This is a genomic window from Pantoea sp. Ep11b, assembly GCF_040783975.1.
In the GTDB taxonomy this organism is placed as follows: domain Bacteria; phylum Pseudomonadota; class Gammaproteobacteria; order Enterobacterales; family Enterobacteriaceae; genus Pantoea.
The window spans coordinates 3,112,116-3,128,446 of the sequence record NZ_CP160631.1 but is presented as its reverse complement, the minus strand read 5'-3'; the positions used below and the strand labels follow the sequence as shown (position 1 = coordinate 3,128,446).

The following is a 16,331-nucleotide window of genomic DNA, read 5'->3' as shown; positions in this document are numbered from 1 at the left end:
CAGCTAAAGTGACAAATATGGCAGCAGAAGGCTTTTACCTGGTGCAGAGCGACAGGATGACCTGCGGGCAAGTCGGGCTGTTCAGGATAGCCGGTGGCATCGACAACGAAACCATTCATGGCTGACGAATGGCCGGAGCCCCGACAGCGACAGCACCTGTTCCTGTAAGGCGAAGTTTATTCCGTCGATGATGGATGATACGCAAGAGAAGAGCAGAGGAGCTTCCGCTGGAGAATCGGCATCAGGTTTTACTGCGGCTCCTGCACAGTCATCTCCTGAGCTACCAGGTTAACTGACCGATGAGCATAAAACATCGGGTTTAGGGCCAGATGATCCGGTATTACGTAACGCACGTAACTCCCCGGATAATAAACTAAGGGTCATGCTGCCGGCTGATAGCCAGGAAGTAATGCTACTTACTCGCGGCGAACTATATGAAATACTGTTATTAGGGGGCTAATAAAAATATCCGGAGGGGCTGATACAAGGTCGGACGCAGTAGATTGCGGTAAATTATAGGCTGGATTTTAAAGAAACCATTCCAGTAATCATGCCTGTTGCTGGTTTGAGAATTTATAATATTCATTCTACGGTGTGCGTAGATAAATGGAACGCAGTTCATAAAACTTACTGGATATGCAGGGGGGAAGAATATTAAATGCGCCTGTCTAAGCCCCTGAAAATCCCGGGTGCGTCAGCCTGGGGGCGGGAGGTTTGGTGTTAAAAGTGCTGTTGTTGCAGGCATTGTTAGAACGGTTTATTTCTCTCTTGCGTATCATACCATTGATTTCATAATGGATGATGATATCAGACTGGCTGAATTTATAGGTTTGCTGGCAACAAGTGCCGTAAAAATCGGTATAGCGCCCGCTGTCAGTTGGGGGGGCGGTGCCTTATTGACAATGACTTCTTTTGTTATTGGCCTGCTTGTGGCTGTCGTACCTGCTGGTCTGGAGGGGAGTATCGCATTAAACGTACCTGACAAACATTTTAAAATCACTCGTAAATTTTTTGAATTGATTAAGAATATACAGCAGGCGTTTTAGATAAAGCTCTCGAAATTGAGGAAAGATCCTGGCGGTATCTCTCTGCATGAGAAGCTACGAACCGGGATAGAGTTGGTTGTTGCAGAAACCAGGAAATACCTGCATGAAGCACTGCAGAAAATTATTTCAATGGATAAATGACTATGTATCTTATTGAAAGGTTTGTAATTGAATTTTCTGGATTGGCATTCGACCTGGCAATTTTAGTTGTAATTTCTAAACGCGGTGTTTTTAAGTTTCGCGAATGGATTTCTTACCCCGGTGTTGTTGGTTTCGATTTTTATATTATTTTTTTCCGTATCTTTTCTCATCGCTAATGATGATGATTTGCCCTGTTATTTAACAGGAGAGAAGATAAGCGTTAAAGCCGGTGGGATTTTAACGAAAAGTACGTTTATCCTCTCAGGAGTCACTGTGCTGGAAATATTCATCTTTTCAGAAAGATAGTTAACCTCTTTAATGCACACAGGTTACACGGAATGCCAGGGTATCCCTTCGGGCTGGAGACCTGGTATGGAAAGATATCTCTTAGCCCCGTCTTTTTGTACTCAGCATTGATGGTTGTCACTGCTCTGTAATTACCCATGCCAGACTCCCGGAGTCTGCTTCAGTGTTTAACACGCAATAAATAACTAAACAGAAACTATTATGGATGATTTAACCCTGCGTTATTATGACGCTGAAATGCGTTACCTGCTGGAAGCCGGTGAAGAGTTTGCCCGTGCTCACCCCGAGCAGGCGGCAATGCTCAATCTCGATAAAGCGGGCGCGCGCGATCCTTACGTGGAGCGTCTGTTTGAAGGCTTTGCTTTCCTGATGGGGCGTCTTCGCGAAAAGCTTGATGACGATCTGCCAGAACTGACAGAAGGGCTTGTCAGCCTTCTATGGCCGCATTACCTGCGCACTATTCCCTCAATGTCGGTGGTGGAGTTCACTCCCGACTGGCGTGAGATGAAAGAGGCGATGTGCATCGTCAAAGGTTTCGAGGTGAACTCGCGACCGATCGGTGAGAAGGGCACGCGCTGTCGGTACACCACCACCAAAGAGATCACCCTTCAGCCGTTGTTGCTGGAGCACGCCCGCTTGTCGACTGACCCTGACGGGCGTTCGGTTATCAGCCTGCGCTTTAACTGCAGCCTGCTTGCCGACTGGAGTCGTGTTGATCTCAGTCAGTTACCGCTCTACTTCAATGCAGACGCACCGCTGGCCTGCGCCATGCATGAAGCCTTCACCATGAACACGGCGCGCCTCTGGCTGCGGATGCCAGGCGACGCGGACAGAAGACCGCTTAATGGGTATTTCACCGCGCTGGGTTTTGGCGATGACGATGACCTGTGGCCAAAGGGAAGCAGCAGCTTTAGCGGCTATCAGCTGCTGCTGGAGTACTTCTCCTTTCGTGAGAAATTCATGTTCACAGGGCTGCGTGGGCTGGAGACCGTGGTCTTTCCGGCTGAACTCCCCTGGTTTGAAATCGACGTAGTACTGGCGGAACGCTGGGAGCACGATTTCAGCTTTACCGAAAAGCATCTGCGTCTGAACTGTGTGCCGGTGATAAACCTGTTCCTGCTGGAATCCGACCCGCTGACGCTCAATTCATTGCAGACCGAATATATGCTGCGCCCGATGCGCGTACAGGACGGTCATACCGAGATATACGCCGTGGATTCGGTGATGTCATCGAACCATCATACCTACGTACCGTTCTCCAGCTTTCGCCACAAGGGGGGGATGATGCGCCATGAGGCCCCGGAATATTACTACCACACCCGCGTGCGTCGCGGTCCGTCCGGGCTGCATGACACCTGGCTTATCCTCGGCGGAGAAGCGTTTGATCACCATACGGTGCCCGAGGATGAAAGCCTGTCGCTGACGCTTACGGGCACTAACGGACAGCTACCTCGCCGTGCATTGCAGAGCACCGTACTTGATACGGTAATGAAAACCACCTCGACCAGTATTGCCGTCCGTAACCTGTGCGCGCCGACGTTACCCTGTTATCCCCCGGCACAGGATCGTTTTCACTGGCGTGTGCTGAGTCATCTTGGCAGCAGCTTCCTGTCGATGATGGACAACGCGGAGGTGTTACGTGGAACCCTGGCGCTGTACGAGTGGACTGACAGCGAGATGAACCGTCGTCGTCTTGAAGCCATCACGGATGTGAAACACAGTGAAACGGAACGCTTTGAGCAGGGGTATCTGGTGCGCGGGGTGCAGATTGAAGTGACGCTGGACAGCCATGGCTTTGCCGGGCGCGGCGACATCTGCCTGTTCGGCGAGATGCTGAGCCGTTTTTTTGCGCTGTATACCGATATCTATCTGTTTAACCGCCTGATTATCATCCTGCAACCGACCGGAGAACGCCTGGAATGGGAAGAGAAGCACAACCGCCGTATTCCCGGCTGACTCCACGGCTGGAGGCTGAGCTTAACCGGATAAATTTTTACCGTTTTTGCCAGCTACTGGAAAAACTGAATCCGAACCGACCGCTGATGGGCGCAACCAGCCATCCCTCAGATGATCCGGTGCGGTTTGCGCCACATCCGGGGATGGGCTTTCCGGCGAGTGAACTCAAAGCCGTGGAGTATGACGAAGAGGGTGACAATAAACCACCGCTCATCCGCACCACTTTTATGGGAATGTACGGCGTTGATTCGCCGCTGCCAACCGCCTATCTCGACGACATCACCCAGCGCCGGGAAGGACATGAGGCGCTACAGGGCTTTCTGGATATCTTCAGCCACCGCATCCTGACGCAGTTTTACCGCATCTGGCGAAAATATTCCTACCCGGCCACGTTTGAGCCGGGGGGGACCGACAGCATTTCACAGTCGCTGCTGGGGCTGGTGGGGCTGGGCATTCCCGGTACGGCAAACCTGATTGCCACGCCGGTATCCCGATTTCTTGCATTGCTGAGTGTGCTGCAGCAACCGGGCAAAACCCAGGAGGGCATGCAGGCGCTGGTGACTTTGCTGGCCCCGGATACCACCGTCAGAGTCAGCCCTTATTCTCTGCGACCGGTAGAGGTCAGTCGGCCTCTGGGCTTTTATGACGATGACGATTTTCTCCTGGACGGCAATACGCCGCTTGGTGACGAAGCCATGGATGCCAGCAGCCAGTTGCTGATTGCCCTGTCCACCGATAACGAACAGGAGTCACAGGACTGGAAACCGGATGGCCTGCTGTATCAGGACTTTATGGTGATGCTTCGGGTGTATCTGGGCTGGCGCTTCAGGGCAAAAATCACCCTCACCACCCGTACCCGCCTGCTGGTCGCTCCGCCGCTTGGTGAAGGCCCATTCTGGCTTGGGATGAATGGCGTGTTGGGGGCGGAAGACGAAACCCTTCCGGACGATATTCCACAGACCTTTACAACTGAACTGGGTTACTACACCGGGCTGGAGCCTGCGACATCACAACAAGGAAACCGACGTGTTACATACAAGTTTAACTAAGACCGCGCGCTGGCTGTTACCACTGTTTGCATTCAGCCTGGCAGGCTGCGGGGTGACGCAGAGCATTACCGATGGCACCAAATCGGCATTTAACGCCGTGTTCTACAAAAAGATTAAGGTACTGCACCTGGATTTCACTGCCCGTGAAGCGCTGAACACCGATTCCCGCGAGAGTAACTCGCTGTCAGAGCCGGTGATTATTCGTGTCTGGCAACTGAAAGACCGCAAAACCTTCGACAAAACGGTCTACCAGCAGTTGCTGCAAGACGGAGAGAGCACTCTTAAAGCTGACCTGCTGGCGAGCCGTGATGTGGTGGTGAAGCCGGGCGGTGATGCGAACCTGAATATGCCGATGGAAGCCGATGCACAGTTTGTGGCGGTTGTGGGGCTGTTCCGTCATCCTGATATGGTCAACGACACCTGGAGGCTGGTGATAGAGCGCGAAGCCCTTGACCCGGATAAACCGCGCATTCTGGAAGCCGGTAATAATGATCTGACACTGCAACCGCTCAAGGACGACTGATGCCCCAGGGACACAACACACCTTCACTGTATGAAATGCTGACCGGCAACTTCACCGGCGGCCTCAATCTCCACCAGGTCAGTGAACAAAATCAGGTCATCCTGTCGGTGCTTGATAACATGCAGCGCATCCTGAACAGCCGTGCCGGTACGCTGGCACACCTGCCGGACTACGGCCTGCCGGATATGACCCGCATCCTGCAGGGTATGCCGGGAACGGCCCATGAGCTGATGGGCACCCTGTCGGCTGTTCTGCTCAAATATGAGCCGCGTCTGAAAAAAATTACGGTTGTCCTGCTGGAGCAGAACGTCCCCGGCGAGTTGCGTTATGCCATTGATGCTGAGCTTAAGGGCATTGGCCTTGTCCGCTACGGCACGGAGTTTATGCCGGAGGGGCGCTTGTTACTGCGACATCTGAAGCAACAGCACTATCTCGACACGACAACCCGTCTGTAAGGCCAAAAACACCATGTCAGTAAAATCACAGTTCCTCGAAAAACTGCAGGCCAGTAAGCCCAGCCCTGTCTCCTTTACCAGCAAGACTCAAAGCGATATTGCCGCGTTTCGTCTGCGTATGACCCAGCTTCAGGAGCAGATGGAGATATGGCTGACAGATACCGGGCTGAAGGCAGAGACATTTACGGCACAGGTTTCGGATTTGCTGGTGGAGGGCGGCACTTTCGGGATAACTGGCATCGTTCTGAGTTATAACGACCAGGTCGTCACTTTTACGCCGATCTTTCTCTACGGCCAGCATGTGACCGGGTGTGTGGAGATAACCGTTCATCACCGAGGGAAGGGGAGCCTGCTGGGACGTTTATTCATGCGCTCAGGCACGTTAAATGACTGGACCTTTACTCCGCCTGACGCACTCCCCTGTACCGGGAAGCCGCTGGATGAAAGCCGATTTTTCAACCTGATTATGGTGCTGCTGCCCTGACAGCCAGAGCGTCAGGTGAATCCGCCTGCAACCTTCTTTTCCCTCTCTTCTGACAGAACAACTGGACAACTGGTCATGCATGACACCCTCCCTCGTCAATTAAAAACCGGCGGTGACCCGCGCACGCTACCGGATTATGTCGCCCTGCGTGATGAACTGAATAAGCTGACGCATCCGGCGCGTCCGGATGTGGACTGGCATCATGCCGAAAAATGCTGTCTTTCCCTCTTTGAGCTGAACGGTGTGGAGCTGCAGACGGCTGCCTGGTACACGCTGGCACGAACAGAGCTGGCCGGACTGCCCGGGCTGAATGATGGTCTGACAATACTGGCAACGCTGATCAGCCATCACTGGGGGGCGCTGTGGCCGCAGCCCGTTCATGCCCGCCTGACGATCCTCAGCAGTCTGAGTCAGCGCCTGCAGCAACGGATGCGTGCGATCCCGCTCCGTTACAGCGATCTCAGTCAGCTATATCTGGCCGAACAGCAGCTTACCGCGCTGGGCGAGACGCTGCAGCGCCTCGAACTCAGGCATCTGAGTCAGCTTGATGGGCTACGTATTCTGATGCATAACAGTGCTGCCCGGCTGGAACAGACCGAAGGCGATTCCGTTTGCCGGCAAAATATCACTTTGCCGGCGATCACAGTGAAGGAGGTCAGAATATCCGACAGGGCACACTGCGACATCCCGGTTAAAGCACAGCACTGTCCCGCTGATACCCAGACGAGCATGCCGCTCTTACAGCCTGAAGAGCAGAGGCAGGCGACCACGGCTGGCCCGAAGAGGGCGTGGAAGTCTTTCGCGGCCGGGATGGGCACTATGCTGATAACAGGCAGTTTTGTCATAGGGGTCGGGCACTATCTTCACCAGACTGACTCCCTGCAGACGCAGTTTGCAGCCTCGCTGGCGGTGTTACCCGCCGCGCTCACGCCGGAACAACTCGATGCATTACAGCACCGCAATCCGCTGCCGCAGGCTCTGCTGGCAGAAACAGCGCAGCAGCTTACCCGGCTGGACCGGCTGCCGCCTGACTGGAATATTCGCTACAGCCAGCAGCTGGCAGAACAGGCGCAGAAACTCTGGCCGGAACAGGCAAAACCTCTGATGCAACGGTGGCAGCAGCAACTCAGCGCGGCTGCCCTGCCAAAAGAGCAGCTTAATGGCTGGCATCAGGGGATGTCATCGCTTCAGAAGCTCAGCGACAGACTTAACGGCCTCGACGAGCAGAAGGGAAAATATATGACGGTCAGCGAACTGAAGTCGGCAGTTTTTTCCACCATTCAGGCGTTTAATCAGTCGCCACCGGCTGAAGAGCAATTGCGGATCCTGTCGCAAATGCCAGCGGATGAACCCCTGCCTGATGCAGCCAGCGCGCAGCTGGAGATGCATCTGAAACAGCTGATTGCCCGCTACGCCGAAATCAGGCAGCGAGCATCCAGATAAGAAAGGTTTTTCAGCCCCCGACGCTGGCGGATGATAACCGCCACGCTTCCACCGCTCAGACGGACAATGTCGCGCATTTGCGGAGCGCGCTGCGCTTTCCTTCAGAAGCGAACGGGTACCAGCCCGGACATCGTTTTGCTCTGCCGGTAAACAGTCAGCATCATCAGTTCGTGTCGGGTATTGATAAGTTTCAGGGTTGAGCAAGAGAGAAGGGTGGGGCGATGAAGGTGGATGGCGATCAGAGTGGTGTCCCCTGCAGGAATCGAACCTGCAACTAGCCCTTAGGAGGGGCTCGTTATATCCATTTAACTAAGAGGACCGCGGCGCGCAGTATAGCGCAAACAGGCCGGGAGATTCACTACATCGGTGTGCGTTTGCTCATTCCGCCAGCAATCGGGTAATTTGCCTGAGCATAACAGGGCACCACGTGGCGGAAACCGTTACATTCTGGCGCGGGATGATGCTCAGTTGCAGAGGCGGTGGTAACCGGCAGAACAGTGGCGCGTGCGGCCAGGGCGGGTGCAGGCGTTGCTGCACCCGTTAAGTTCCCGCTGGCGGCGCAAACGCTCAACTGCTGCACTATCTCAACGCAGAAAGCAGACCGGTCCGCTAAAGTGGCGCTGTCTGCCAGAGCGTTACTCTGCGTTTTCCTGCTCTTCGCGCTGACGGCGCTTCTCCTGCTTACGCTTCTCCGCCTTCGCTTTAGCCACGGCAGCTTCACTCATGTCATTGCGGATCTGCGCATGACTGATCAGGGCAAAAATCAGCGTGCCGCCGGTAATGTTGCCGAGCAGGGTCGGCAGGGCAAACGGCCAGAGGAACTCATGCCAGCTTATGCTGCCACTGAACACCAGATAGAGCACTTCTACCGATCCTACGACGATATGCGCCAGATCGCCCAGCGCAACCAGCCAGGTCATCATCACAATCACCAGCAGCTTGGCCCCGCCCGCAGAGGGGAACATCCAGACCATAGTGGCGATAATCCAGCCGGAGATCACCGCATTGGCAAACATCTCGCCAGGCGTGTTCTCCATCACCTTCTTACTGATCTCCGTAAATGCCTGACGGGTCGCCTCGTCGAATATCGGCATCTCATTAAAGGCCAGCGCACCCAGCGCTGTGCCAATCAGGTTACCCAGCAGCACAATCCCCCACAGCCGTAACAGCAGCCCGCCATTACCCCAGGTGGGCTTATGCATCACCGGCAACACGGCGGTCACGGTGTTTTCGGTAAAGAGCTGCTGCCGGGCCATGATGACGATGACAAAACCAAAGGTATAGCCGAGGTTCTCCAGCAGGAACGCACCCGGAACGCCATCAAGGTGGACCTGGAATATACCTTTCGCCATCAGTGACGCACTCATAGAGAGGCCCGCCGCAATCGCAGACCAGAGCAGCGCCATGCCGTCGCGCTCCAGCTCTTTTTCCCCATCCTGGCGGATCTCTTCATGGATTGCCGCTGCACGGGAGGGCAGCGCCTCCTCATCGACTTCAATATCAGTGCCCTGTTCCTTCTCTTCACTGTCTACGTCATTAGGACCCTGTTCATTACCTGATGAAGGCTTCATATTTTCTCCTGGTGATAGTGCTGCTGCGTAATAAGCGTAGCCCTTTTTTATTTGCCGATAATGTTACGGCTGATGCGAATAAGCGTAACAACCTTTTTCAGAACTGCATTTTTATTCAGATGCCAGGCAATACCGCACGAATAAGCCGCTGAGAGCAAAACTGAGCGGTAGCTCACACTTCGGCCCGCAGCAACATTGTGGTAATATCCCGGCCACTTTTTAGCTGGTGTGACTCCCCCCTCGATGTTGGAAATCATTACGCTCACTTGTGCTTATGACGAACGTTCGCTGTTCCGTCGGCTCTCATTTCGCGTTTCCGCAGGTGACATTGTGCAGATTGAAGGGCCCAACGGGGCGGGCAAGACGTCGCTGCTGCGCCTGCTGGCGGGCCTGAGCCGTCCGGAGGAGGGTGAAATACGCTGGCAGCAGCAGCCGATTCAGCGGCAGCGTGAAACCTGGCATCAGGCGATGCTCTACCTGGGTCATCATCCGGGCATCAAAGGCGTGCTCACGCCACTGGAAAATCTGCGCTTTTATCATCCCGACCGCAGTGACGCACAGATCTTTGCGGCGCTGGAGGCGGTGGATCTTACGGGGGAGGAAGAGGTGCCGGTCAGCCGTTTATCCGCGGGGCAGCAGCGCCGCGTGGCGCTGGCGCGACTCTGGCTCAGCCCGGCGCGCATCTGGATCCTCGACGAGCCACTCACCGCCATCGACAAAGCGGGTGTTGAAAAATTAATGGCACAATTTGCCCGCCATGCCGATAACGGGGGCGCTGTGATCCTGACCACCCATCAGGATCTGCCTGCGGAGGCGGCACGGGTGCGCAAAATCCGTCTCGGCGATGAGGAGGCTGACTGATGCTGTTTCGCCTGATCCAGCGTGAACTGCGCATCGCCTTTCGTGGCGGGGCGGATGTAATTAATCCGCTCTGGTTTTTCCTGATCGTGATTACGTTATTCCCGCTGGGCATTGGACCCGATCCGCAGCAGCTGGCGCGCATCGCCCCGGGGGTGGCCTGGGTTGCCGCCCTGCTGGCGTCGCTGCTGGCGCTGGAGCGGCTGTTTCGTGACGACTTCAGCGATGGTTCGCTGGAGCAACTGGCGCTGCTGCCAACGCCGCTGCCGGTCATCGTCATCGGTAAAGTGATGGCGCACTGGCTGGTGACCGGCGTGCCGCTGATTGTCCTGTCACCGCTGGCCGCACTGCTGCTGTCGCTGGATATAAACGGCTGGTGGGCGATGGCGTTAACGCTGCTGCTGGGCACACCGACCCTCAGTTTCCTCGGGGCGATTGGCGTGGGACTGACCGTAGGTTTACGGCGCGGCGGTGTGCTGCTCAGCCTGCTGTTACTGCCGCTGGCGATTCCGGTTCTGATCTTCGCCAGCGCGGCGATGGAGGCGGCCAGTCAGGGATTGCCGGTCGGCGGTTATCTGGCGATTCTCGGCGCGATGCTGCTGGGCAGCGCCACGCTCTCGCCGTTTGCCACGGCGGCGGCGTTACGCATTACTTTGCAATAACCGGTGTGGGAGTAACGCGCGTAAAAGACGCGGCAACCCTTTTTTATCGTTAATGTGAGCACTTGATATGTGGAAAGCGTTACATCAGCTGGGCAGGCCCGAACGGCTCTATCAGTTGTCAGGGCGACTGGTGCCCTGGTTCGCCATTTCAGGGCTGGCGGCGTTGCTGCTGGGCTGGGTCTGGGGATTTGGATTTGCACCCGCTGACTATCAGCAGGGCGACAGTTTTCGCATCATGTACATTCATGTGCCCGCCGCGATGTGGTCGATGGGCATCTACGCCTCTATGGCCATCGCCGCTTTCATCGGCCTGGTGTGGCAGCTGAAAATGGCCGATCTGGTCTCTGCCGCGATGGCACCAGTGGGCGCGATCTTTACCTTTATTGCGCTGGTCACCGGGGCCGCCTGGGGCAAGCCGATGTGGGGCACCTGGTGGATCTGGGATGCACGCCTGACTTCGGAGCTGGTGCTGCTGTTTCTCTATATGGGCGTGATTGCGCTCTATCACGCGTTTGACGATCGCCGCACCGCAGGCCGGGCCGCGGGCGTTCTGATTCTGGTCGGCGTGGTGAATCTGCCCATCATTCACTTCTCGGTGCAGTGGTGGAATACCCTGCATCAGGGATCGTCGGGCATTCTCCAGCAGGCGATTGCGCCGGTGATGCGCACGCCGCTGCGCTGGGCCATCATCGGTTATCTGCTGCTGTTTGTGACGCTGACCCTGATGCGGCTGCGCAACCTGATTCTGTTAACGGAACGTCACCGCCCCTGGGCCCTGACGGTTGCAACACGGGGAGAGCAGGGATGACGCCAGCCTTTTCCTCCTTGCACGCCTTCTTTGCGATGGGGGGCTACGCCTTCTACGTCTGGCTGGCGGTGGCCTTCACGCTGCTTCCGCTGATCGGTCTGACGCTGCACACGCTGCTGCTGCGCCGCCGCCTGCTGGCTGAGATCCGCCAGCGTGAGGCGCGTGAACGTCGTATCCGGGCAGCAAAAACTAAAAAAGCCGCAGCTGAAGCGGCAGGAGAGAGATTGTGAATACCCGTCGACGCAACCGCCTCTATGCGGCGGTGGCGATTCTGCTCGGCCTTAGCCTGGCGACCGCGCTGGTGATGTATGCGCTGCGCTCAAACATCGATCTCTTCTATACGCCGGGTGAAATCCTCTACGGCAAAGGCGAGTCACACGAGAAGCCCGAAGCGGGCCAGCGACTGCGCGTGGGCGGCATGGTGATGCCGGGCAGCGTCCGGCGCGATCCGAAAACGCTGGCCGTCTCCTTCAAACTCTACGATGCCCGCGGCGTGGTCAGTGTCACTTTCGAGGGCATCCTGCCGGATCTGTTCCGGGAAGGGCAGGGCGTGGTGGCGCAGGGCGTTCTCACGGCGGGTAACCGGGTTGTCGCCAAAGAGGTGCTGGCGAAACATGATGAAAAATATACGCCGCCGGAGATCGAAAACGCGATGAAGAGTCATCCGGGTGACCCGCAGTCGCCTTACCTGGCAGGAAGTAAATCATCATGATGCCAGAAATTGGAACCTTTCTGCTCTGTCTGGCGCTGGGCCTCGCGCTGCTGCTGAGCAGCTATCCGCTGTGGGGGGCCGTGCGTCAGGACGCCCGCCTGATGGCGATGGCGCGACCGCTGGCCGGTGGCCTGTTTGTCTGCATCGCGGCGGCGTTTGCCCTGCTGGTCTGGGCCTTTGTCAGCAACGATTTTACCGTTGCCTACGTTGTCACCAACTCGAACAGCCTGCTGCCGGTCTACTACCGTATCGCCGCCACCTGGGGCGCACATGAGGGGTCGCTGCTGCTGTGGGTGCTGCTGCTCAGCACCTGGACACTGGCGGTGGCGATCTTCAGTCGCGGGATGCCGCAGGATGCGCTGGCGCGGGTGCTGGCGGTGATGGGGATGATCAACCTCGGCTTCCTGCTGTTTATCCTGCTGACCTCCAATCCCTTTGCCCGCACGCTGCCGGACTTCCCGATCGACGGGCATGACCTGAATCCGATGCTGCAGGATATCGGCCTGATCTTCCATCCGCCGCTGCTTTACATGGGCTACGTCGGCTTTTCCGTGGCGTTCGCTTTTGCCATCGCCTCGCTGATGGCCGGACGGCTGGACACCGCCTGGGCGCGCTGGTCGCGTCCCTGGACAACGGCAGCCTGGGTCTTTCTGACCATCGGGATTGTGCTCGGCTCTGCCTGGGCCTATTACGAGCTGGGCTGGGGAGGCTGGTGGTTCTGGGACCCGGTAGAGAACGCCTCCTTTATGCCGTGGCTGGCGGGAACGGCCCTGATACATTCGCTGGCGGTTACCGAAAAGCGCGGCACCTTCAAGGCCTGGACCGTGCTGCTGGCTATCACCGCGTTTTCACTCAGCCTGCTGGGCACCTTCCTGGTGCGCTCCGGTGTGCTGGTGTCGGTGCACTCTTTTGCCTCCGATCCGGCGCGCGGGATGTTTATCCTCGCGTTTCTGGTGATTGTGATCGGCAGTTCGCTGCTGCTCTACGCCATTAAAGGCGGTCAGGTGCGTGGCCGGGTGCAGAATGAGACCTGGTCGCGCGAATCGTTTCTGCTGGGGAACAACGTGCTGCTGATTGCCGCGATGCTGGTAGTGCTGCTCGGCACGCTGCTGCCGCTGGTGCACAAACAGCTGGGCCTGGGCAGCATTTCGGTTGGCGAGCCGTTCTTCAACACCCTGTTCAGCTGGCTGATGGCACCCTTTGCGCTGCTGATGGGGATCGGCCCGCTGGTGCGCTGGCGGCGTGATGAGCCGCAGAAACTGGCTAAGCGCCTGGCGCTGGCGCTGGTCGTCACTCTGGCCTGTTCCATCATCATTCCGTGGTGGCTGCAGGATCGCATCGCGGCGATGAGCGTGGTGGGTCTGCTGATGTCCCTCTGGATTATCATCCTGACGCTGCTCGAACTGCACGAGCGCGCCACGCATCGCCATCGCTTCTTTGCCGGTTTACGGCACCTGTCGCGCAGCCACTGGGGAATGGTGCTGGGGCATCTGGGCGTGGGCGTCACGGTTATCGGCATCGCGTTCAGCACGCAATACAGCGTGGAGCGCGATGTCCGCATGAAGGCGGGCGACAGCATTGATATCCATCACTATCACTTTGTTTTCCGCGGCGTGCAGAATCTGCAGGGGCCTAACTACAGCGGCGGCATGGGGATCATCGAAGTCACCCGCGACGGCAAACCGGAAGCGACACTGCAGGCAGAAAAGCGCTTTTATACGGCTGCCCGCACCATGATGACCGAAGCAGCGATTGATGGCGGCTTCAGCCGCGATCTCTATGCGGCGCTGGGTGAAGAGCTGGATGACGGCGGCTGGGCCGTGCGCATCTACTACAAACCCTTTGTGCGCTGGATCTGGGCCGGTGGCGTGCTGATGGCGCTGGGCGGCCTGTTCTGCCTGTTTGATCCCCGTTACCGTTCGCGCAAAAAAGCCGAACGTGAGGAGCGGACGTGAACAAAAAAATTCTGTTTATTCCCCTGATGCTGTTTCTGCTGCTGGCGGCGGCGCTGCTGTGGCAGCTGACACGCAACGCAGAGGGCGACGATCCGACCCGTCTCGAATCTGCCCTGATTGGCAAGCCAGTGCCGCTGTTCCGGCTGGAAGCACTGGATCAGCCGGGCCAGACCTACGATCAGCGCGTGCTGACGGAGGGTAAACCGATCCTGCTGAACGTCTGGGCAACCTGGTGCCCGACCTGCCGCGCCGAACATCACTACCTGAACAGCCTGGCGGAGCAGGGGATTCGGGTGGTGGGACTGAATTACAAAGACGATCGTCAGAAAGCGGTGAACTGGCTGAACACGCTGGGGAATCCCTATGCGCTGAGTCTCTATGATGGCAACGGCATGCTGGGGCTGGATCTTGGCGTCTATGGCGCGCCGGAGACCTTCCTGATCGACGGCAAAGGCATTATCCGTTATCGCCACGCGGGCGATCTCAATCCGCGCGTCTGGGAGCAGGAAGTGAAACCGCTGTGGGTGAAATACAGCGCGGAGGCGGGATCATGAGAGCGCTGATAGTGATCTGCGGCCTGCTGTTCAGCTTCTCACTCTGGGCCGCCTTCGACACGTTGCAGTTTGACTCGGTCGTGCAGGAGGAGCAGTACCGCGATCTGACCGCCTCGCTGCGCTGCCCGAAGTGCCAGAACAACAGCATCGCCGATTCCAATGCGATGATTGCTGCCGATATGCGCCTGAAGGTCTATCAGCTGATGAAGCAGGGCCAGAGCCGCCAGCAGATCATCGACTATATGGTGGCGCGTTACGGCAATTTCGTCAGCTATTCGCCTCCGGTCACCCCTGCAACGCTGATTCTGTGGGTAGGGCCTGCGCTGTTTGTGCTGCTGGGCGGCGCGGTGATTATCGTGCGCAGCCGTCAGCGCAAAACCCGCAGTGAGCTGAGTGAAGATGAACAACAGCGTCTTGATGCGCTACTGAAATCTGACAGGAAGCCGTCATGAGTGCATTCTGGATCACCCTTTTTCTATTACTGCTGGCGGCCTGTACGCTGTTTCTGGCCGCAGGCTGGCGGCAGCGTGAGGCCAGCCCGGGCGATCGCGACCGTCTTAACCAGCGTTTCTACCATCAGCGGGTTGAAGAGCTGGCACAGGATGAGGCGCAGGGCGTCGTTGCTGAGCGACCGCTGATGGAGCGGGAACTGCAGCAGACGCTGCTGGCAGATATTCCGCCAGCAGAAGCCCAGGCCTCACACCGCAGCCACCGCTGGATTCTGCTGCCGGGCGTTGTCGTGCTGGTTGTGGTCTCGCTGGGCACTTATCTGAAAACCGGCGGCCTGGCACAATTCTCCGGCTGGATGCAGGTCCGGCAGGCGTATCCTGAACTGCGGGCTCGCCTGATGGACCCTGGCGCGAAACCGCTGAGCATGGAGGAGCTGGCGCGTCTGCAGCTCGGATTGCGTACCGCACTGCAGCAGGAACCGGATAATCTGGCCGACTGGACGATGCTGGGACGGCTCGGCATGGTGCTCAACAATGCGGAGATCGCCAGCCAGGCCTTTGAGCGCGCATTGCAGCTCGCTCCCAACGATCTGGCGCTGAAGCAGGATTATGCTGAGGTACTGACGCGATCTTCCGATCCGCAGGATAACCGTCAGGCGACCCTGCTGCTGCAATCGCTGCGCAAAGCGGATCCGCAGAACCTGCGCACCCTGAGCCTGCTGGCGTTTAACGCCTACGGGCAGCAGCAGTACGATCAGGCTATCGACGCCTGGCAGACGCTGCAGGGGCTGCTGCCAGCGGGCGATGCGCGCCATGCGATGATCGCCCGCAGTATCGAAAAGGCCCGGAGTGCGGCCGGACAGCAGGGGCGTCAGCTGGCGCTTAAGGTGACGCTGACGCCGCAGGCAGAAAAAATGTTACCGCAGGACGGAGTGTTGTATATTTCGGTTTCTGACGGGGTTTCACCGGTGCCGGTGGCGGTTAAACGCCTGCCGCTCAGCCACTTCCCGCTGGCGCTGACGCTGGATGACAGCAACGCCATGATGCCGGATCGTCTGCTTTCGGCGCTGCATCAGGTGGCGGTCCGGGTGCGGATCTCCCGCGACGGCAGCGCCACTCCTCAGCCGGGCGACTGGCAGGGCCAGAGCGCGGTAACGCCCTGGGACGGGCAGCAGCCGATAGCGGTAGAGATTAGCCAGCAGACCCCCTGATGAGGCTCTGCGACAACATTAATAACCACAGGTGCCATTGCCTGCTGCCTCTGGCACAAAGTCAGCTATGCTCATCGGGTAAGCCGCTTCGATACCCGGCCGTAACCTGAACGATGGGTAGACCTTTTTCATCCGCACAGGGAGATTG

Annotated in this window: 18 protein-coding genes, 1 tRNA gene and 1 pseudogene; 17 read left to right on the top strand and 3 right to left on the bottom strand. The window is 57.5% G+C overall.

What is annotated here, in order from left to right; translation table 11 throughout:
- Positions 1 to 17: 17 nt before the first annotated feature.
- The 8 genes and pseudogenes from AB1748_RS14650 to AB1748_RS14615 form a co-directional block, all read left to right on the top strand.
- Positions 18 to 211 (top strand): annotated as a pseudogene (locus AB1748_RS14650) (PAAR domain-containing protein); the annotation flags it as partial.
- A 583-nt stretch (positions 212 to 794) separates the two neighbouring features.
- Complete coding sequence (locus AB1748_RS14645; RefSeq protein ID WP_146240885.1) at positions 795 to 1,046, top strand: hypothetical protein; 252 nt, start codon at positions 795 to 797, stop codon at positions 1,044 to 1,046.
- A gap of 648 nt (positions 1,047 to 1,694) precedes the next feature.
- Positions 1,695 to 3,449: a type VI secretion system baseplate subunit TssF gene (tssF, locus tag AB1748_RS14640; protein ID WP_111141963.1), complete on the top strand. Its 1,755-nt coding sequence runs from the start codon at positions 1,695 to 1,697 to the stop codon at positions 3,447 to 3,449.
- Complete coding sequence (tssG, locus tag AB1748_RS14635) at positions 3,413 to 4,498, top strand: type VI secretion system baseplate subunit TssG (RefSeq protein ID WP_111141964.1); 1,086 nt, start codon at positions 3,413 to 3,415, stop codon at positions 4,496 to 4,498. The genes tssF and tssG overlap by 37 nt, the downstream gene beginning before the upstream one ends.
- Complete coding sequence (gene tssJ, locus AB1748_RS14630; RefSeq protein WP_111141965.1) at positions 4,476 to 5,021, top strand: type VI secretion system lipoprotein TssJ; 546 nt, start codon at positions 4,476 to 4,478, stop codon at positions 5,019 to 5,021. Before tssG ends, tssJ begins: the two co-directional genes overlap by 23 nt.
- Positions 5,021 to 5,476 (top strand): type VI secretion system baseplate subunit TssE, encoded by a 456-nt coding sequence (gene tssE, locus AB1748_RS14625; protein ID WP_111141966.1) that lies wholly within the window; start codon positions 5,021 to 5,023, stop codon positions 5,474 to 5,476. Before tssJ ends, tssE begins: the two co-directional genes overlap by 1 nt.
- Before the next feature lie 139 nt (positions 5,477 to 5,615).
- Positions 5,616 to 5,960 carry a hypothetical protein gene (locus tag AB1748_RS14620; protein WP_367395669.1) on the top strand — a complete coding sequence of 115 codons (345 nt, stop codon included), beginning with the start codon at positions 5,616 to 5,618 and terminating at the stop codon, positions 5,958 to 5,960.
- 75 nt (positions 5,961 to 6,035) lie between these two features.
- Positions 6,036 to 7,403 carry a VasL domain-containing protein gene (locus AB1748_RS14615; protein WP_367395668.1) on the top strand — a complete coding sequence of 456 codons (1,368 nt, stop codon included), beginning with the start codon at positions 6,036 to 6,038 and terminating at the stop codon, positions 7,401 to 7,403.
- A 244-nt stretch (positions 7,404 to 7,647) separates the two neighbouring features.
- On the opposite strand, the gene AB1748_RS14610 is transcribed toward AB1748_RS14615, so the two are convergent.
- The 3 genes from AB1748_RS14610 to AB1748_RS14600 all read right to left on the bottom strand — a co-directional run bounded on the left by AB1748_RS14610 (position 7,648) and on the right by AB1748_RS14600 (position 9,231).
- Positions 7,648 to 7,722: transfer RNA gene (locus tag AB1748_RS14610), tRNA-Arg, on the bottom strand.
- A 316-nt stretch (positions 7,723 to 8,038) separates the two neighbouring features.
- A complete protein-coding gene (locus AB1748_RS14605) occupies positions 8,039 to 8,974 on the bottom strand; it encodes a formate/nitrite transporter family protein (protein ID WP_293772083.1) in 936 nt (311 codons plus the stop codon).
- A gap of 47 nt (positions 8,975 to 9,021) precedes the next feature.
- Positions 9,022 to 9,231, bottom strand: a complete 210-nt coding sequence (locus AB1748_RS14600; RefSeq protein ID WP_199560047.1) for a hypothetical protein — start codon at positions 9,229 to 9,231, stop codon at positions 9,022 to 9,024.
- On the opposite strand from AB1748_RS14600, the gene ccmA reads away from it, so the two are divergent.
- The 9 genes from ccmA (at position 9,218) to ccmI (ending at position 16,183) form a co-directional block, all read left to right on the top strand.
- Positions 9,218 to 9,835 carry a cytochrome c biogenesis heme-transporting ATPase CcmA gene (ccmA, locus tag AB1748_RS14595; RefSeq protein WP_111141970.1) on the top strand — a complete coding sequence of 206 codons (618 nt, stop codon included), beginning with the start codon at positions 9,218 to 9,220 and terminating at the stop codon, positions 9,833 to 9,835. The two genes, AB1748_RS14600 and ccmA, sit on opposite strands and share 14 nt — an antisense overlap.
- A complete protein-coding gene (gene ccmB / locus AB1748_RS14590; protein ID WP_367395667.1) occupies positions 9,835 to 10,494 on the top strand; it encodes a heme exporter protein CcmB in 660 nt (219 codons plus the stop codon). Before ccmA ends, ccmB begins: the two co-directional genes overlap by 1 nt.
- Before the next feature lie 67 nt (positions 10,495 to 10,561).
- Positions 10,562 to 11,302: a heme ABC transporter permease gene (locus AB1748_RS14585; RefSeq protein ID WP_367395666.1), complete on the top strand. Its 741-nt coding sequence runs from the start codon at positions 10,562 to 10,564 to the stop codon at positions 11,300 to 11,302.
- Complete coding sequence (gene ccmD / locus AB1748_RS14580; RefSeq protein ID WP_293772077.1) at positions 11,299 to 11,532, top strand: heme exporter protein CcmD; 234 nt, start codon at positions 11,299 to 11,301, stop codon at positions 11,530 to 11,532. Before AB1748_RS14585 ends, ccmD begins: the two co-directional genes overlap by 4 nt.
- Positions 11,529 to 12,014 carry a cytochrome c maturation protein CcmE gene (ccmE, locus tag AB1748_RS14575; protein WP_111141974.1) on the top strand — a complete coding sequence of 162 codons (486 nt, stop codon included), beginning with the start codon at positions 11,529 to 11,531 and terminating at the stop codon, positions 12,012 to 12,014. Before ccmD ends, ccmE begins: the two co-directional genes overlap by 4 nt.
- The gene (locus AB1748_RS14570) at positions 12,011 to 13,969 is read left to right on the top strand and encodes a heme lyase CcmF/NrfE family subunit (protein WP_367395665.1); all 1,959 of its coding nucleotides are present in this window, start codon (positions 12,011 to 12,013) and stop codon (positions 13,967 to 13,969) included. The genes ccmE and AB1748_RS14570 overlap by 4 nt, the downstream gene beginning before the upstream one ends.
- On the top strand, positions 13,966 to 14,523 hold the full coding sequence (locus tag AB1748_RS14565) for a DsbE family thiol:disulfide interchange protein (RefSeq protein ID WP_111141421.1): 558 nt from the start codon (positions 13,966 to 13,968) through the stop codon (positions 14,521 to 14,523). The genes AB1748_RS14570 and AB1748_RS14565 overlap by 4 nt, the downstream gene beginning before the upstream one ends.
- Positions 14,520 to 14,975: a cytochrome c-type biogenesis protein CcmH gene (locus tag AB1748_RS14560; RefSeq protein ID WP_367395664.1), complete on the top strand. Its 456-nt coding sequence runs from the start codon at positions 14,520 to 14,522 to the stop codon at positions 14,973 to 14,975. The genes AB1748_RS14565 and AB1748_RS14560 overlap by 4 nt, the downstream gene beginning before the upstream one ends.
- Complete coding sequence (gene ccmI, locus AB1748_RS14555; protein WP_293772068.1) at positions 14,972 to 16,183, top strand: c-type cytochrome biogenesis protein CcmI; 1,212 nt, start codon at positions 14,972 to 14,974, stop codon at positions 16,181 to 16,183. Before AB1748_RS14560 ends, ccmI begins: the two co-directional genes overlap by 4 nt.
- The last annotated feature ends 148 nt before the right edge of the window (positions 16,184 to 16,331 follow it).

What these genes read in the sequence shown, in the direction of transcription:
- AB1748_RS14645 (WP_146240885.1), top strand. Translation starts at nt 795, where the DNA reads ATGGATGATGATATCAGACTGGCTGAATTTATAGGTTTGCTGGCAACA.
- tssF (WP_111141963.1), top strand. Translation starts at nt 1,695, where the DNA reads ATGGATGATTTAACCCTGCGTTATTATGACGCTGAAATGCGTTACCTG.
- tssG (WP_111141964.1), top strand. Translation starts at nt 3,413, where the DNA reads ATGGGAAGAGAAGCACAACCGCCGTATTCCCGGCTGACTCCACGGCTG.
- tssE (WP_111141966.1), top strand. Translation starts at nt 5,021, where the DNA reads ATGCCCCAGGGACACAACACACCTTCACTGTATGAAATGCTGACCGGC.
- AB1748_RS14620 (WP_367395669.1), top strand. Translation starts at nt 5,616, where the DNA reads ATGGAGATATGGCTGACAGATACCGGGCTGAAGGCAGAGACATTTACG.
- AB1748_RS14615 (WP_367395668.1), top strand. Translation starts at nt 6,036, where the DNA reads ATGCATGACACCCTCCCTCGTCAATTAAAAACCGGCGGTGACCCGCGC.
- AB1748_RS14605 (WP_293772083.1), bottom strand. Translation starts at nt 8,974, where the DNA reads ATGAAGCCTTCATCAGGTAATGAACAGGGTCCTAATGACGTAGACAGT.
- ccmA (WP_111141970.1), top strand. Translation starts at nt 9,218, where the DNA reads ATGTTGGAAATCATTACGCTCACTTGTGCTTATGACGAACGTTCGCTG.
- AB1748_RS14600 (WP_199560047.1), bottom strand. Translation starts at nt 9,231, where the DNA reads ATGATTTCCAACATCGAGGGGGGAGTCACACCAGCTAAAAAGTGGCCG.
- ccmB (WP_367395667.1), top strand. Translation starts at nt 9,835, where the DNA reads ATGCTGTTTCGCCTGATCCAGCGTGAACTGCGCATCGCCTTTCGTGGC.
- AB1748_RS14585 (WP_367395666.1), top strand. Translation starts at nt 10,562, where the DNA reads ATGTGGAAAGCGTTACATCAGCTGGGCAGGCCCGAACGGCTCTATCAG.
- ccmD (WP_293772077.1), top strand. Translation starts at nt 11,299, where the DNA reads ATGACGCCAGCCTTTTCCTCCTTGCACGCCTTCTTTGCGATGGGGGGC.
- AB1748_RS14570 (WP_367395665.1), top strand. Translation starts at nt 12,011, where the DNA reads ATGATGCCAGAAATTGGAACCTTTCTGCTCTGTCTGGCGCTGGGCCTC.
- AB1748_RS14560 (WP_367395664.1), top strand. Translation starts at nt 14,520, where the DNA reads ATGAGAGCGCTGATAGTGATCTGCGGCCTGCTGTTCAGCTTCTCACTC.
- ccmI (WP_293772068.1), top strand. Translation starts at nt 14,972, where the DNA reads ATGAGTGCATTCTGGATCACCCTTTTTCTATTACTGCTGGCGGCCTGT.